Raw genomic sequence first — 14565 nt, 5'->3', positions numbered from 1 at the left:
AGAGGACGGCCCGCCAGGGGGAGGTCAGATCGTGCCGCCGAGCGAGCCTTCGAGCTGCGCCAGCTCCTGCCCGCCGGCCATCAGGTCCTGCAGTTCCTCGGGGGTGATCTCGCCGCGCGTGGCGGTGCCCAGCGTCTTGCCGCGGTTGAGCACGGTGAAGCGGTCGCCGACGGCCAGCGCATGGCGGACGTTGTGCGAGATGAAGACCACGCCGACGCCCTGCTTGCGCACCCGGTCGATGGTCGCCAGCACGTTGGAGGTCTGGCGCACGCCGAGCGCGGAGGTCGGCTCGTCGAGAATCAGAACCTTGGCGCCGAAATAGACCGCGCGGGCGATGGCCACCGTCTGGCGCTCCCCGCCCGAAAGCGTGCCGACCGCCTGGTCGGGGCCGCGCAGGTTGATGCCCATCTTGCGCATCTCTTCCACGCAGATGTCGTTGGCCGCGCCCAGATCCATCCGGCGGAAGATGCCCTCGCCCTTCTTCGGCTCGCGTCCCATGAAGAAGTTGCGGGTGACGCTCATCAGCGGGATCATGGCGAGGTCCTGGAACACCGTGGCGATCCCGGCCTCCATCGCGTCGCGCGGGCTGGAGAACGACATCGGCTGGCCTTCGAAGAGGATCTCGCCCTTGGTGGGCTTGTGGACGCCCGACATGGTCTTGATGAAGGTCGACTTGCCCGCGCCGTTGTCGCCCAGCAGGCAGTGGCACTCGCCGGGGCGGATGTCGAAGGAGACCCCGTTCAGCGCGATGACATTGCCGAAGTGCTTCTCGATGCCCCGCATCTCGACGATCGGCGCCACGTTGACCGGATCGCCATGGTGGAACTTGGTGTCGATGGTCATCAGCGTTCCCCCGTCACGCGCTTGCGGATGGCGTTGTTGAAGAGCACGGCGATCAGCAGCATGCCGCCGAGGAAGACCTGGAACCAGTCCTGGTCGAAATTGGTGTAGGTCAGGCCGATCGTGACCATGCCGAAGATGATCGCGCCGAAGAAGGCGCCGATGGCCGAGCCGTAGCCTCCCGTCAGCAGGCAGCCGCCGATGACCGCGGTGATGATCGCCTCGAATTCCTTCATGAAGCCGCGGCGGGCATCGGTCGATCCGCTGTCGATCACGGTGATGACGGCGACCAGCGCGGCAGCGCAGGCGGTGGCCATGAAGAGCGCGATCTTGACCTTGTCGACCGGCACGCCCGAGTTCGAGGCCGCGTTGCGGTCGCCGCCGGCGGCGAAGATCCAGTTGCCGCGGGCGGTGCGCAGCAGCACGTAGGTGGCGACGGCCGCGACCAGGACGAACCAGAGGATTTCCACCGGGATGCCGGGAACCTTGGGCGCGCCCGAGCGGAATTTCTCGATCAAGCCGATCTCCGACAGCCAGCGGAACACGAAGCCGAAGGCGTCGCCGGAGAAGACCGGGGCCAGGATATCGCCCTCGACCGCCTCGCGCACGCCGCGCAGCTGGGTGGAGCCGCCGGTGAAGAGCTTCAGCCCGACCAGCGAGGCGCCGCGCAGGATGAAGAGACCGGCCAGCGTCACGATGAAGGAGGGCAGGCCCGAGCGGATGACGATCATGCCGTTCACCGCGCCGACGCCGGCGGCGAAGACCATGGTCAGCGGGATCGACAGGATCAGCGGCAGGCCCAGATTGACCGTCAGCACGCCGAAGATCATGCCCGCGAAGGCGACCATCGAGCCGATCGACAGGTCGAACTCGCCGCCGATCATCAGCATCGCGGCAGCGATGCCGAGAATGCCAAGCTGGGCGGCAGGGGTGAGGAAGTTCATGATCCCGGACAGCGTGAACATCGAGCTGTCGGCGGTGATCATGAAGAAGATCGTGACGAGGATGACGCCGCCGATGGCGCCAAGCTCGGGTCGTTTCATCAGGCGGGCGAAAAACGGTTCGGTCTTGATCCGCTCGTCCATCGCCATTGCAGCATCTGCGGGCATGTCGGTGTCCTCTTGATGGGGATCCCCGGCGCGGGAAAGGACGCGCCGGGGCGGGCGGTCAGCGGATGCCCTGGGCGGCCAGATCGATCACCATCGCGGCGGTTTCCTGGGTGACCAGGTTCGGGCCGGAAGGCACGTCGCCGCCGGGGATCAGCCCGTATTCGGCATTCATCGCGAGGAAGACCACCGGCAGGTAGCCCTGCAGGAACTGCTGCTGGTCGATGGCGAAGGCGGCCTTGCCGTCGGCCACCGCCTCGAGGAAGCCCGGCGACATGTCGAAGGTCGCGACCAGCACCTCGCCGGTGAGGCCCATCGCCTCGACCGCCTGCACGGCCGGCTCGCCCACCAGCGGCGCGGAGAGGCCCAGCACGGTGTCCAGCTCCTCGTCGGAATCGAGCGCGGCGCGGACCTTGGCCTGGACTTCGGCCGGATCGTTCATGGTCGGGATCACCTCGACCGGACCGCCGAAGCCCTCGGCGAAGCCTGCGCAGCGCGCGTCGAGCGAGACGTTGCCGACTTCCTGGTTGACGCAGATGCCCTTGGTGCCGCCCATCTCGGCCAGCTTGCGGCCCGCCGCGGCGCCGGCGTCGTATTCGGACTGGCCGACATGCAGCTTGATGCCCAGCTCATGCGCGACATCGCCGCCCGAGTTCATCGAGATGACCGGGATGCCGGCCTCGACGGCGCGCTGGATCGACGGGCTCAGCGCGTCGGCATCGGGGATCGAGACCACCAGCCCGTCGGGCTCCTGGTTGACCGCGGCATCGATCATCTGGCTCATCTGCACCATGTCGAAGGTCTCGGGCGACCGGAAATCGACATTGGCGCCGGTCTGCTCGGCTGCCGCCTGGGCGCCGTTCTTGACCACCGACCAGAACGGGTCGTTGGCCTGGCCATGCGCGACCACGATGATGTCGGTGGCCAGCGCCGGCATGGCGGCAAGGGTCGCGGCCGTGGCCACGGTTGCGAGAAGCGTCTTCATGGGGTTCCTCCCTGTTCGGTCTGGATGGCGGGCAGCCCCCGCCGTTGCGCGCGGTCCCGCGGACCGGCGCCTGCTGCGCCTGCAGGCCCGCCCCCTCCGGCGGCCTGCAGGGGATCTGATGGCGGGTTAGGCCGGCTCGGCGACCGGCGCGGCGGCGAACAGCGCCACCGGGCGGCCGGTCTTCAGCGACTCGGTCGCCGCCTCGGCCAGCGCCAGCGCGGTGATGCCGTCATCCAGCGTCACCGGCATCGGCTTGCCCTCGAGCACCGCGGTCACGAAGGCGTCCCATTCCCGCAGATAGGCGGGCATGTAGCGTTCGAGGAAGAAATAGGTCGGCTTCGCCGAGGACACGCCCGCGGTGGTCGCCTTGGAGACGGTGTTCTCCAGCATGTTCGACACCGAAAGCAGGCCTTCGGAGCCCAGCAGCTCCACCCGCTGGTCGTAGCCGTAGACCGCGCGGCGGCTGTTCTTGATCACAGCGATGCGCCCGTCGGCATAGGTCAGCGTGACCACCGCCGTGTCGACATCGCCCGCCTCGCCGATCGCCGGATCGACGATGGCCGAACCCACGGCCTGCACCGTCACCGGCGCCTCGCCCATCAGGAAGGTCGCCATGTCGAAGTCGTGGATCATCATGTCGCGGAACAGCCCGCCGGAGACCTTGATGTAGCTCACCGGCGGCGGCGCCGGGTCGAAGCTGGTGACCGACAGCAGCTCCGCCTTGCCGATCTCGCCTGCTTCCAGCGACGCCTTCAGCGCGCCGAAATTCGGGTCGAACCGGCGGTTGAAGCCGATCATCACCGGCTTGCCGGTCGCGGCCGCCTTGGCCTGGCAGGCCTGGGCGCGCGCCAGCGACAGGTCGACGGGCTTCTCGCAGAGCACGGCCTTGCCTGCGGCAGTGGCCTTCTCGATCAGGTCCGAATGCGTGTCGGTGGAGGTCGCGACCAGCACCGCATCGATGCTGTCATCGGCCAGTATCTCGTCCGAACTCGCGGCCTTGGCGCCGTATTGCGCCGCCAGCGATTCCGAGGCCGCCGTGAAGACGTCCGAGACCGCGACCAGTTCGCTTTTCGCGTGGCCGGCAATGTTCACCGCATGCACCTGGCCAATGCGGCCGGCGCCGAGCAACCCAACTCTGAGCATGTATTCCTCCCGAATCGCGGCCCCTCGCCGCTTTCCTTTCAGGAAGCTCGCAATTCCTGCACGCGGGTGCAAGATAAATTGCACGCGGGAGCAAAAAATCTGCACGCGAGTGCAAAAAATCCGGGAGATGCGCACTGCGCGCTACAACCAGCAGGGTTTCCGGCATAGGATGGCGATACGAAGAGGAGATCCGATGGAAGAGATCGACAAGGCCGCCCCGGCCGGGAACGTCACCGCCGACGACGTGGCCGCAGAGGCCGGCGTGTCCCGCTGGACGGTGAACCGCGCCTTCAAGAAGGATGCCTCGATCTCCGCACGGAGCCGCGAGAAGGTCATGCAGGCGGCGGAGCGGCTGGGCTACGTGCCCGACCTGCGCGCGGCGAGCCTGGCCTCGGACCGGTCGCACCTGGTGGCGCTGCTGGTCGACGATTTCGCCAACCCGCACAAGCTGGTGATGCTGGAGACCCTGACGCGGGTGCTGCGCCGCCGCGGCTGGGACACGCTCCTGGTGAACACGCTGGGCAAGGAGGATGCGGGTTCCGCCCTGCTCAATGCCAGCCAGCGCCGGGTCGATGCGGTGATCCTGATCGGCATCCAGTTCGACGACGAGGTGCTGAAGACCGCGTCGCATGCAAGGCGGTTCAAGAAGCTGATCATCTTCGCCCGCACCTCGCAGAGCCCCGACACGATCAGCATCGCGGTGGACGACGTGAAGGCGATGGAGGAGATCGCGGGCTATGTCGCCGGGCGCGGATACCGGCGGCCGATGTTCCTGGCGGGGCCGCGCACCTCATCGGCGCATCTCAAGCGCAAGGAAACCTTCCTGGCCTTCTGGCAGGCGCGCTTCGGCACCGTGCCCGCCTGCGCCTCGGTGGCCGCCTACGACCCGGCGCTCGCCGCTGAGGTGGTGACGGCAAAGCTGGGCGGGCTCGGCCGCGGCGAGCTTCCCGACATCCTGGTCTGCGAGAACGACGCGCTGGCGATCGGCGCGATGGACGTGATCCGGCACCGGCTGGACTGGCGCGTGCCCGAGGACATCGCGGTGATCGGCTTCGACGACATTCCGGCGGCGGACGGGCCGAACTACCGGCTGAGCAGCTACCGCCAGCCGGTCGCGGAGATGGCCGAATACCTGGTCGAAGTGCTGGAATCCCGCGACGACCGGGATTTCACCCGGCTGTTCCAGGGCGAGATCGTGACGCGCGAAAGCGCCTGACGCGCCCGCCGCATGCGCGCAGGGCCTTCTAGCGGGCCAGCTGCCGCAATTCGACGGCCCGCCGTCCCGCAGCGCCCGGCCCCGCGGCGCGGCAATGTCCCGGCACGGCCGATTTCCGCACGGACGGGTGCCGCCCTCGGGTTCCGGCGGCAGCCGCAGGCCGCAAGCCGGGGCCATGCATCGGCTGGATACCGGCAGGTCCGCAGCGGCTGCGCCCTGCTGCCGCCGGAACGGAAAGGGGCGGACCTATCGGCCCGCCCCTGCATTCCCCTGGCGCTCCGGCCGGTCAGCCGCGGAGTTCGGCGCCGGTGGCCTTCTTCACCTTCTCGACGATCTTGGCGCTGACCGCCTCGATGTCCTTCTCGGTCAGCGTCTTGTCGATCGGCTGCAGCCGGACCGAGATCGCCAGCGATTTCTTGCCCGCGCCCATCTGCGCCTCGGCCTTCTCGCCGGCGAACTCGTCGAAGACGCGCACCGTCTCGATCAGCGCCTTGTCGGCACCGGCCGCCGCGTTGACCAGCGCCAGCGCCTCGACGGAGGCGTCGACCACGAAGGCGAAGTCGCGTTCCACCGCCTGCAGGTCGTTCAGCACCAGCGCCGGACGTGTCGAAACCGTCTTCTTCGGCAGCGGCACCTCGGCGGGCATCACCGAGAAGGCCAGCGCCGGGCCCTTGACGCCGAACTGCTCCAGCACGCGCGGATGCAGCTCGCCGAAGACCGCGATGGTCTTCTTCGGACCGAGCCCGACGCGGCCAGAACGGCCCGGGTGGAACCAGTCCGGCGTGTCGCGGAAGATCTGCGCCTTCTCCGGCGCGCCGATGGCCGACAGGACCGCCTCCATGTCCGCCTTGGCGTCGTAGACGTCGAGCGCGCGGCGCGCGCCATGCGGATCGCGCGGACCCGACTGGCCGACCAGCAGGCCGGTCACATGGGTGGACTGCTCCTCCGGCTCGCCGCCCGAGAAGGCGGGGCCGACCTCGAACAGCGCCAGATCGGCAAAGCCGCGCGCCTGGTTGCGCGCCGCGGCCAGCAGCAGGCCCGGCAGCAGGTCCGGGCGCATGTGGCTGAGATCGGCGGAGATCGGATTCTCCAGCGCGCGGGCCTCGTCGCCGCCGCCGAAGCGCTCGGCCGACTTGCGGTCCACGAAGCTGTAGGTGACGCATTCGTTGTAGCCCAGGCTCGCCAGCATCCGCCGCGCCGCCTGTTCGCGCCGCTGCTGCGGGGTCAGGATCGGCTTCGGCACGCCTGCCTGCGCGCGCGCCATCGGACGGCCCTGCAGCTTGGTCAGAGAGGCCACGCGGGCGACTTCCTCGACGAGATCCGCCTCGCCCAGCACGTCCGGGCGCCAGGACGGCACCGCGGCCATGTCATCGGCGTCAAGGACGAAGCCGAGCGCGGCCAGCGTCGCGCGCTGGGTCTCGGGCGCGATTTCCATGCCGACGAGGCTCTGCACCCGCTCGACATCCAGCTTGTAGCTGCGCGCGACATCGGGCAGCGCGCCCGCGGTGACGACCTCGGAGGCTTCGCCGCCGGCTATCTCCATGATCATCGCGCAGGCCTCGTCCAGCCCGACCGGGGTCCAGAGCGGGTCGATGCCGCGCTCGAAGCGGTAGCGCGCGTCGGAATTGATCTTCAGCGCACGGCCGGTCAGAGCTGTGCGGATCGGGTCGAAATAGGCCGCCTCGACGAAGACATTGACGGTCTCTCCGGTGCAGCCGGTGCGCAGCCCGCCCATCACGCCGGCGATGCTTTCCGGGCCTTCGGCGTCGGAGATGACGGTCATGCCCGGCTCGAAGGCGTAGTCCTTCTCGTCGAGGCCGGTCAGGGTCTCGCCGCCCTGTGCCTTGTGCACGCGCAACGAGGACCCGGTGATCTTGTCGGCGTCGAAGACGTGCAGCGGACGGCAGGCGTCATGGGTGAAGTAGTTCGTCACGTCGACCAGGAAGCTGATCGGGCGCAGGCCGATCGCCTTCAGCCGCTGCTGCATCCATTCCGGGCTGGGGCCGTTCTTCACGCCGCGGATCAGGCGGCCGTAGAAGACCGGCGCCTGTTCCAGCGTGTCGGCGTCGATGGAGACGCTGACCGGACAGGGGAATTTCGCGTCGACGGTCTTGACCGCGCGCGGCTTCAGCGTGCCGACGCCGCGGGCGGCGAGGTCGCGCGCGATGCCCTCGACACCCAGCGCGTCCGGGCGGTTCGGGGTGATGGCGATCTCGATGACCGGATCGACCTTGGCCGGGTCGTTGGCTTCCAGCCAGTCAGGGAAGCTCTGGCCAACCTCGCCCGAAGGCAGCTCGATGATGCCGTCATGGTCGTCGCCGAGCTCCAGCTCGCGCACCGAGCACATCATGCCGAAGCTTTCCTGGCCGCGGATCACGCCCTTCTGGATGGTGATGTCGATGCCCGGAACATAGGTGCCGGGCTTGGCGACGACGACGGTGATGCCTTCGCGCGCGTTCGGCGCGCCGCAGACGATCTGGGTCGGGCCGCCGGCGGTCTCCACCTGGCACACGCGCAGCTTGTCAGCGTCGGGATGCTTCTCGGCCTTGACCACCTTGCCGAGGGAAAAGCCCGCAAGTTTTTCCGCCGGATTTGAGATTTCCTCGACTTCGAGCCCCAGGTCGGTCAGGGCATAGGCGATCTCCTCGACGGAGGCCTGCGTGTCGAGATGGTCTTTGAGCCAGGACAGAGTGAACTTCATGGTTTTCCCCTCACGGTCTTGGCCAGCCTCCTAGCGGGACGGGACCGGAAAGGGAAGTGGCCGAAGGGCTCAGGCGCGCCAGAACTGGATGGTCAGGATGGTGTAGACCACCATCACCTCCAGGCGGCCGACCAGCATGCCGAAGGCCAGGAGCCATTTGGCCAGGTCGTTCAGCCCGGCGAAATTGCCCGCAGGCCCCACTTGGTCGCCGAGACCGGGACCGACGCAGGCGAGCGCGGTCGCCGCCGCGGAGAGCGCGGTGATGAAGTCGAGCCCCGTGAGCGACAGCGCGACGGAGAGAACGCCGATCGACAGGATGAACATCACGAAGAAGGCCATCACCGAGGCCAGCGCATCGTCGTCGACGCGCCGCCCCTCGAAGCGGGTGAAGAACACGCCCGAAGGCGAGTGGATGCGCTTCACCTGGGTGACGATGGCCGCGAAGAGGATCTGGAAGCGGAAGATCTTGGTCGAGCAGGCGGTGGATCCCGCGCAGCCGCCGATCAGCCCGAGGAAGAAGAAGAATCCGACGGCGAAGCTGCCCCATTTCATGTAGTCGGTATTGGCATAGCCGGTGCCGGTCATGATCGAGGCGGTGTTGAAGAACGCCTCGCGGAACCCCTCCTCGCCGCCCATGCCGATATGTTCGACATAGGCGAAGAGGATCAGCGTCAGCACCGCGAACGTGCCCAGGAAGGCGCGCACCTGGCTGTCGCGGAACATCGGTGCCGGCCCGACATGGACGAGCTGGACGAAGCGCACGAAAGGCAGCGCGGCGAGCAGCATGAAGACGCCGCAGGCATAGGTCTCGGGCGCGTTGAACTGGCCGAAGGAGGCGTCGTAATTGGCGAAGCCGCCGGTGGAGATCGTGGTCATCGCATGGACGATGGAGTCGAAGCCCGACATGCCGAAGGCGAAGAAGGTGATCGCGCAGGCGACCGTCAGCGCGACGTACATGAACGAGATGCGGCTGGCGATTTCGGCGGCGCGGGGCAGGATCTTGCCCATTGTGTCGAAGGCCTCGGAGCGGAAGATCTGCATGCCGCCGATCTTCAGCTCGGGGAGAAACACCATGGCGACGACGATGATGCCGATGCCGCCGAACCATTGCAGCATGCCGCGCCACAGGAGCAGCCCCTTGGGCATCGTGTCGAGCCCGGAAAAGACGGTGGAGCCGGTGGTGGTCATGCCCGACATCGCCTCGAAATAGGCATCGACCAGCCGCGCCTCCGTGGCGCCGAAGATGAAGGGCAGAGATCCGGCGGCCGGCAGCGCCACCCAGACCAGCGTGGTCAGCAGGAAGGTCTGCTGCAGCGTCAGCCCCGCCCCGGCGGTCGATGAGCAGGACAGCGCCGTCAGCCCGCCGATGACGCAGGCCAGCACGCCGCTGATCAGGAAGGCGGGCCAATGGCCGTTGCCATAGGCCAGGTCCACCGCAAGCGGCACCAGCATGGTCGCGCCCAGCACCGCGACGAGCATGCCGATCACATAGGCGACTGGGCGCAGATCGATCATGTGCCTGCGATGGCGCGGCCGCCCCGAGCTGTCAAGCATCGCTCCCGGGCCGCGGCCGGCCTGTGGCGCGGAGGCGGCAGGCCTTCTCAGGGCTCCCAGCCCAGGCCTTCCGCGGCCAGCGCGGCATGGCCGATCTCGATGTCCTCGAAGTCCCGCACGCCGGACACGCCGATTCCGCCGACCACCCGGCCGTCATGCACGATGGGCAGCCCGCCGCCCCAGGCCACCAGACGCTGCCGCGTGGACAGGCCCAGCGACTGCACCGGGTCGGCCGCCTTCTCGGCACCGAAGACCTTGGTCGCGCAGCGCATCGTTGCCGCGGTATAGGCCTTGTCGATGGCGACCTCGAGGATCACCGGCACGACATCGTCCATCCGCAGCGAAGCCTGGATCGCGCCAGACGGATCCGCCACGGCGATCGCCACGGCCCAGTCCTTGGACCGGGCATGGGCCATCGCATGGGAGACTAGCCGGAAGGCCGTTTCCGCCGAAAGCACGGGTTGATGGATGATCATGGCGCCCTCCCGAAGCCGTTGCCCCTGTTAGCCTTAACAGGAGCACAGCTTGCCCGAAGATGCCAGATCAGCGCAGGCCGGCCTCAGCCGCCGTGGATCAGCGAGCCGAAGAGCCGCGGCTCCAGCGAGACCTGCGCGAAGGTCGGCCCCTCGGTCAGCACCGAGACGGCATCATGGCTGTGCAGGCTTTCCTGATGGCTGGCCACGACGCGGAAATCGCCGACCCGCGGTTCCGCCAGCAGCATCCCGGCGAAGCTGCGCGCGGCATCCTCGACGAAGATCGGATTGGCTGCGTTGAGCTCGGCAAAGGCCTGCTCGTCCTCGCGCTTGACCATGACCTGGGTCTCGGTCGGCACGGCGCGGCGGCAGAGCTCCACAAGATCCTCGAACCACAGCACCCCGGCAGAGTCGTCCAGTTCAACCGATATGCGCGCGACCGAACGCTGCGAATGCGGGGTGGCCAGCTGGCCGCGCTCGCGGCGGGCATGCTCGCTGAGTTCCAGCGAGCACGGGCAGGTCGAGCTGTAGACGTAGTCGAGATGGACTATCTTCTGCCGGACGCCGTCCTGTTCGACGACTTCCAGGGCGATGTCGTAATACTGCCAGCCGGTCAGGCCCGAACGCAGGCTTTCCACCTGCATCGGGAAGCTCAGCCGCATCTGGATGCGGGCGTCGAAGCTGCCCAGGTCGGCCTTGTAGCTGTCAAGCACCGCCTCGATCACCTCGATCGAGAACGCCTCCTCCGCGCGCTTGTAGAAGCTGCGCATGATCCGAGACATGTTTATGCCCTTCTTGTCCGCCTCCAGGCTGACCGTGCCGGTGACCGACGTCTCCAGCACCATGTCACCCGAATCGCGGGTGCGGAAGCGGATCGGCAGGCGGAAATTCGAGATGCCGACATGCTGGATCCGGGCATTGGCGCCGCGGATCAGGCTGGACGGCCCGTTCTGCAGGTCGGGCAGCGTCGCGCGATACGCCTCGTCGGCGGCAAAATGGGCGGGAAACTGGCGCGACAGAACGGGATAGGCGTCGTTGCGGCCCGGCATCAGCCCCTCTAGCGCGGGATCGAGCGTCTCGATCTCGGCCGGGGTCGCATCCCCTGCCCAGCGGCGCAGGAGCGCCAGCGCCTCGGCGGCGTCCTCTCGGGTCGGTTCCCGTTCGGGCTTGGGCGTGTGGATGTTCATGACCTCCGGTCTCCGCTCTTTCGTCAACGCGGCTTTATGTGGGCTGCCGGCTGCCGTTGTCCAGTGAAGTTTCCGCGCTCTCACGACATGGCGACAAGGCGGAAACAAGTGATCCGGAAGGGCCGGAGCAACGTAAATGCCAATCCGGTGCCGCAGGATGCCGCCTTGCGCCGGACGCCCGCGCGCCTGCAGGGTGCCGTAGAGGCAGAACGGCAAGGGAAGGTCCGGCACGCATGGTCAAGGCTCCGCCCGGCAGGACGGCGCCCCGCGGGGCGCTGGGGCAGATCGCGGCGCGGCTGGGCGCGGCGCCCGCGCAGCTCGACTACCTCGTCAATCCCGATCCCCTCCGCCGCATCGCCTATGTCGAGACGCCGAAGGTCGCCTGCACCGCGGTGAAGGCCTTCATGCAGGACCGCGCCGGCGGGCGGAAGGACGGCGACGTGCATGACCGGGCGACCTCGCCCCTGCCGGTGCTGTCCGCGATGCCCCCCTCGACGCGCCGCGCCACGCTGTCGGGCCGCTGGCAGCGGTTCTCCTTCACCCGCAATCCGTATTCCCGGCTGCTCTCGGGCTATCTCGACAAGATCGTCGCAAATGACTGGGAGCGCGCGCGCCACTTGCCCCGGCTGGGCTTCGCCCCCGATGCCCGCCCTTCGCTGGCCGAGTTCCTCGGGGCGCTGGCGCGCATCCCCGAGCCGCAGCGCGACATCCATTTCGCGCTGCAGTCGCGCCTGCTCTGCCTCGGCGACATCGGCTACGGCTTCCTCGGCGCCTTCGAGAGCTTCGAGACGGATTTCGCGGAGATGAAGCGGCGGCTCTACGGCGATGCCTCGGGCGGCAGCTATGCCGCGATCGGCAAGCGCCACGCGACCGGCGCCGCGGAGAAGCTGGCGGCGCAGTTCGGCCCGCGGGAAACGGCGCTGGCCGCAGAGCTCTATGCGGCGGATTTCGAGCTGCTGGGCTATCCGCGCAAGCTGGCCGATGCCGCCCTGCCGCCCGAACGCTCCGCGCCGCCGGGCGTGTCCGCGCATCTCGCGGCGCGGCGCGAGGGCCTGCCGTCGCCCGTGGCAGGCCCCAAGGCATTTGCGGATGCGCTGGAAGACAGGGTCCGGGCGGGCAGCCTGCATCCCCTGCGCGCTGCGGAACTCGCGGCGCGGGCCGGAGCAGAGGTTCAGGCCGGCGCCGGAAGGTCCAGCCGCATCACGGAATAGCCCAGCAGGACGCCGCCCCGTTCGGCCTCGCCCTCCGATTCCACGGTCCAGCCGAAGCGGGCGAAGACCGGGCGGGAGACGTGGCTGGCATGGGTGACGAGACCGGCGAGGCCGCGGTTGCGCGCCTCGGCAACCACGGCATCGTGCAGCTGGCGCGAATGGCCCTGCCCGGCATGGTCGGGATGGACGAAGAGCAGGTCGAAGCAGTCGCCGTCCAGCGCGGCGAAGCCGATCGCCCCGACGCCGCTTTCGAGGATCCAGAGGTCCAGCCCCCCGATCCGACCGCGCCACTCCTGCGGCGTGCGGCGGGACTGCGCCCAGGCCAGGCGCTGTTCCGCCGAATAGGCGCCCTTGGTGCCGCGCAGGATCGCCGCGCGGAAGATCCGCGCCAGGGCGGGAGCGTCCTCCGCCCCGCCCCGGCGCAGCGTCACGGTCACGCCTGGTCCAGCGCCGCCAGCATGTCGGCCACCAGGTCGCCGCTGTCCTCGAGCCCGCAGGAGATGCGGATCAGCCCGGGCGCGATGCCAAGCTCCGCCTTCTGCTCGTCGGAGAGCCGCGAATGCGTGGTGGTCGCCGGATGGGTCACGATGGATTTCGCGTCGCCCAGGTTGTTCGAGATGATGAAGACCTCGAGCGCGTTCAGCACGCGGAAGGCCGCCTCCTGCCCGCCCTTGACCTCGATCGACAGCATCGTGCCCGGACGGCTCATCTGCGACTTCGCCAGCTCGTGCTGGGCATGTGAGGCCAGTCCCGGGAAAATCACCTTCTCCAGCTTCGGATGCCCGTCGAGCGCGGCGGCCAGCGCCTCTGCCGTGTCCGCCTGCGCGTCGCAGCGCAGCGCCATGGTCTCCAGCCCCTTGAGCAGCACCCAGGCGTTGAAGGGCGACATCGAGCCGCCGGTATGCTTCATGTAGGGTTCGAGCGTGCCGCGGATGAACTCCTTGGTGCCCAGCACGATGCCGCCCAGGACCCGGCCCTGCCCGTCCATGTGCTTGGTCGCGGAATAGATCACGACATCGGCGCCCAGCTCCAGCGAGCGCTGGAAGACCGGGGTGGCGAAGACGTTGTCGACGAGGACCAGCGCGCCGTTGTCATGCGCGATCTTCGAGATGCCGCGAAGGTCGGCAACTTCCAGCGTCGGGTTGGAGATGGCCTCGAGGAACACCGCCTTGGTATCGGGGCGCACGGCGGCCTTCCAGGCCTCCAGGTCGGTGCCGTCGACGAAGGTCACCTCGACGCCGTAGCGCGACAGGATGTTCTCCACCACGTAGAGGCAGGAGCCGAACAGCGCCTTGGCAGAGACGATATGGTCGCCCGCCTGCAGCATGGAGGTCAGCGCGCCCGACACCGCGGCCATGCCGGAGGCGCAGGCAAAGGCGTCTTCCGCGCCTTCCAGCAGCGCGGCGCGCTCCTCGAACATCGCGACGGTCGGGTTGCCGTAGCGGGCGTAGATGAACTCGTCGGGGCCGACGGTCTTGAACCGCGCCTCGGCCTGTTCGGCGGTCTCGTAGACGAAGCCCTGGGTCAGGAACATCGCTTCGCTGACCTCGTTGTACTGGCTGCGGCGGGTGCCGCCATGGACCAGCTTGGTCCGGGGCTGCCAGCCTGCCTTCCCGGAAACTTTCAGATCGTCCGCCATTGAGCGTCTCCTTGTCATGGCCCGGGAAGAGTGGGGAGGGCCCCGCCCTCGACCTCTTTAGCGGAATCTTTAACGTGGCCCGCAATCCGGTAACAAAGCGCCACGGGGCATGCCATTAGGACTCCGGCAGCCGGAGGTCAAGCGCGGCGCGTGCCAGCCCCGCCGCGGGCGGCACGGACGGGACCCGGCCGGCTATTTCAGCTGGCTGTCCTTCGAGCCCCGGCGGTTGAAGCCGCCTCGCTGCACCGGACGGCGGTCGCGGTCCGACTGGCACTCGATGCAGAGCTTCACGCCCGGGATCGCGGTCCGCCGCTTCTCGGGAATCGGCTCGCCGCATTCCGCGCATTCGGCCAGGCTGTCGCCGACCGGCTGGCGGCGCGCCTGCATGCGGCGCAGCTCGTCCTCGATCGAGGCCTCGATCTGTTCGTTCACCGCGCCGTCCTGCGCCCAGCCGCCTGCCATTGCCCGCTCTCCTTCTGCGGAATGCAGCGTAGCGCCGCCCCGGGCCGG

At 68.5% G+C, this 14565-nt stretch carries 13 protein-coding genes and 1 riboswitch; of the genes, 2 read left to right on the top strand and 11 right to left on the bottom strand.

What is annotated here, in order from left to right; translation table 11 throughout:
* Positions 1–24 precede the first annotated feature (24 nt).
* The 4 genes from HCC78_RS14730 to iolG form a co-directional block, all read right to left on the bottom strand.
* On the bottom strand, positions 25–843 hold the full coding sequence (locus tag HCC78_RS14730; protein WP_172329549.1) for an ATP-binding cassette domain-containing protein: 819 nt from the start codon (positions 841–843) through the stop codon (positions 25–27).
* Positions 843–1949, bottom strand: coding sequence for an ABC transporter permease (locus HCC78_RS14725; RefSeq protein WP_172329548.1), 1107 nt, complete (start codon positions 1947–1949; stop codon positions 843–845). Before HCC78_RS14725 ends, HCC78_RS14730 begins: the two co-directional genes overlap by 1 nt.
* Positions 1950–2007: 58 nt before the next feature.
* A complete protein-coding gene (locus tag HCC78_RS14720) occupies positions 2008–2931 on the bottom strand; it encodes a sugar ABC transporter substrate-binding protein (protein ID WP_172329547.1) in 924 nt (307 codons plus the stop codon).
* Positions 2932–3057: 126 nt separating this feature from the next.
* Positions 3058–4074: an inositol 2-dehydrogenase gene (gene iolG, locus HCC78_RS14715; RefSeq protein WP_172329546.1), complete on the bottom strand. Its 1017-nt coding sequence runs from the start codon at positions 4072–4074 to the stop codon at positions 3058–3060.
* A 193-nt stretch (positions 4075–4267) separates the two neighbouring features.
* On the opposite strand from iolG, the gene HCC78_RS14710 reads away from it, so the two are divergent.
* Positions 4268–5290 (top strand): LacI family DNA-binding transcriptional regulator, encoded by a 1023-nt coding sequence (locus HCC78_RS14710; protein ID WP_172329545.1) that lies wholly within the window; start codon positions 4268–4270, stop codon positions 5288–5290.
* Between the two features lie 286 nt (positions 5291–5576).
* Here HCC78_RS14710 and pheT read toward each other — a convergent pair whose 3' ends face one another.
* From pheT to folE2, 4 genes are all read right to left on the bottom strand, one after another.
* Positions 5577–7991, bottom strand: a complete 2415-nt coding sequence (pheT, locus tag HCC78_RS14705; RefSeq protein ID WP_172329544.1) for a phenylalanine--tRNA ligase subunit beta — start codon at positions 7989–7991, stop codon at positions 5577–5579.
* 69 nt (positions 7992–8060) lie between these two features.
* Positions 8061–9506, bottom strand: a complete 1446-nt coding sequence (locus HCC78_RS14700; protein ID WP_172329543.1) for a TrkH family potassium uptake protein — start codon at positions 9504–9506, stop codon at positions 8061–8063.
* Between the two features lie 86 nt (positions 9507–9592).
* Positions 9593–10021, bottom strand: coding sequence for a heme-binding protein (locus HCC78_RS14695; RefSeq protein WP_172329542.1), 429 nt, complete (start codon positions 10019–10021; stop codon positions 9593–9595).
* Between the two features lie 83 nt (positions 10022–10104).
* Complete coding sequence (gene folE2 / locus HCC78_RS14690) at positions 10105–11205, bottom strand: GTP cyclohydrolase FolE2 (protein ID WP_172329541.1); 1101 nt, start codon at positions 11203–11205, stop codon at positions 10105–10107.
* Between the two features lie 233 nt (positions 11206–11438).
* On the opposite strand from folE2, the gene HCC78_RS14685 reads away from it, so the two are divergent.
* Entirely contained in the window at positions 11439–12416 is a 978-nt protein-coding gene (locus HCC78_RS14685) for a sulfotransferase family 2 domain-containing protein (protein WP_172329540.1), read from the top strand.
* Here HCC78_RS14685 and HCC78_RS14680 read toward each other — a convergent pair.
* The 3 genes from HCC78_RS14680 to HCC78_RS14670 form a co-directional block, all read right to left on the bottom strand.
* Positions 12377–12853, bottom strand: coding sequence for a GNAT family N-acetyltransferase (locus HCC78_RS14680; RefSeq protein WP_172329539.1), 477 nt, complete (start codon positions 12851–12853; stop codon positions 12377–12379). The two genes, HCC78_RS14685 and HCC78_RS14680, sit on opposite strands and share 40 nt — an antisense overlap.
* Entirely contained in the window at positions 12850–14055 is a 1206-nt protein-coding gene (gene metZ, locus HCC78_RS14675; RefSeq protein ID WP_172329538.1) for an O-succinylhomoserine sulfhydrylase, read from the bottom strand. The genes HCC78_RS14680 and metZ overlap by 4 nt, the downstream gene beginning before the upstream one ends.
* Positions 14056–14091: 36 nt before the next feature.
* A riboswitch (SAM riboswitch) is annotated at positions 14092–14169 on the bottom strand.
* Positions 14170–14247: 78 nt separating this feature from the next.
* Complete coding sequence (locus tag HCC78_RS14670; protein ID WP_172329537.1) at positions 14248–14517, bottom strand: DksA/TraR family C4-type zinc finger protein; 270 nt, start codon at positions 14515–14517, stop codon at positions 14248–14250.
* Positions 14518–14565 lie beyond the last annotated feature (48 nt).

Source organism: Mangrovicoccus sp. HB161399, assembly GCF_013184745.1.
GTDB lineage: Bacteria > Pseudomonadota > Alphaproteobacteria > Rhodobacterales > Rhodobacteraceae > Mangrovicoccus.
Note: the sequence above shows the minus strand (reverse complement) of the source record. Positions and strands in the feature narration are given on the sequence as shown.

Coding starts and splice junctions, on each gene's coding strand:
- HCC78_RS14730 (WP_172329549.1), bottom strand. CDS start 843: ATGACCATCGACACCAAGTTCCACCATGGCGATCCGGTCAACGTGGCG.
- HCC78_RS14725 (WP_172329548.1), bottom strand. CDS start 1,949: ATGCCCGCAGATGCTGCAATGGCGATGGACGAGCGGATCAAGACCGAA.
- HCC78_RS14720 (WP_172329547.1), bottom strand. CDS start 2,931: ATGAAGACGCTTCTCGCAACCGTGGCCACGGCCGCGACCCTTGCCGCC.
- iolG (WP_172329546.1), bottom strand. CDS start 4,074: ATGCTCAGAGTTGGGTTGCTCGGCGCCGGCCGCATTGGCCAGGTGCAT.
- HCC78_RS14710 (WP_172329545.1), top strand. CDS start 4,268: ATGGAAGAGATCGACAAGGCCGCCCCGGCCGGGAACGTCACCGCCGAC.
- pheT (WP_172329544.1), bottom strand. CDS start 7,991: ATGAAGTTCACTCTGTCCTGGCTCAAAGACCATCTCGACACGCAGGCC.
- HCC78_RS14700 (WP_172329543.1), bottom strand. CDS start 9,506: ATGATCGATCTGCGCCCAGTCGCCTATGTGATCGGCATGCTCGTCGCG.
- HCC78_RS14695 (WP_172329542.1), bottom strand. CDS start 10,021: ATGATCATCCATCAACCCGTGCTTTCGGCGGAAACGGCCTTCCGGCTA.
- folE2 (WP_172329541.1), bottom strand. CDS start 11,205: ATGAACATCCACACGCCCAAGCCCGAACGGGAACCGACCCGAGAGGAC.
- HCC78_RS14685 (WP_172329540.1), top strand. CDS start 11,439: ATGGTCAAGGCTCCGCCCGGCAGGACGGCGCCCCGCGGGGCGCTGGGG.
- metZ (WP_172329538.1), bottom strand. CDS start 14,055: ATGGCGGACGATCTGAAAGTTTCCGGGAAGGCAGGCTGGCAGCCCCGG.
- HCC78_RS14670 (WP_172329537.1), bottom strand. CDS start 14,517: ATGGCAGGCGGCTGGGCGCAGGACGGCGCGGTGAACGAACAGATCGAG.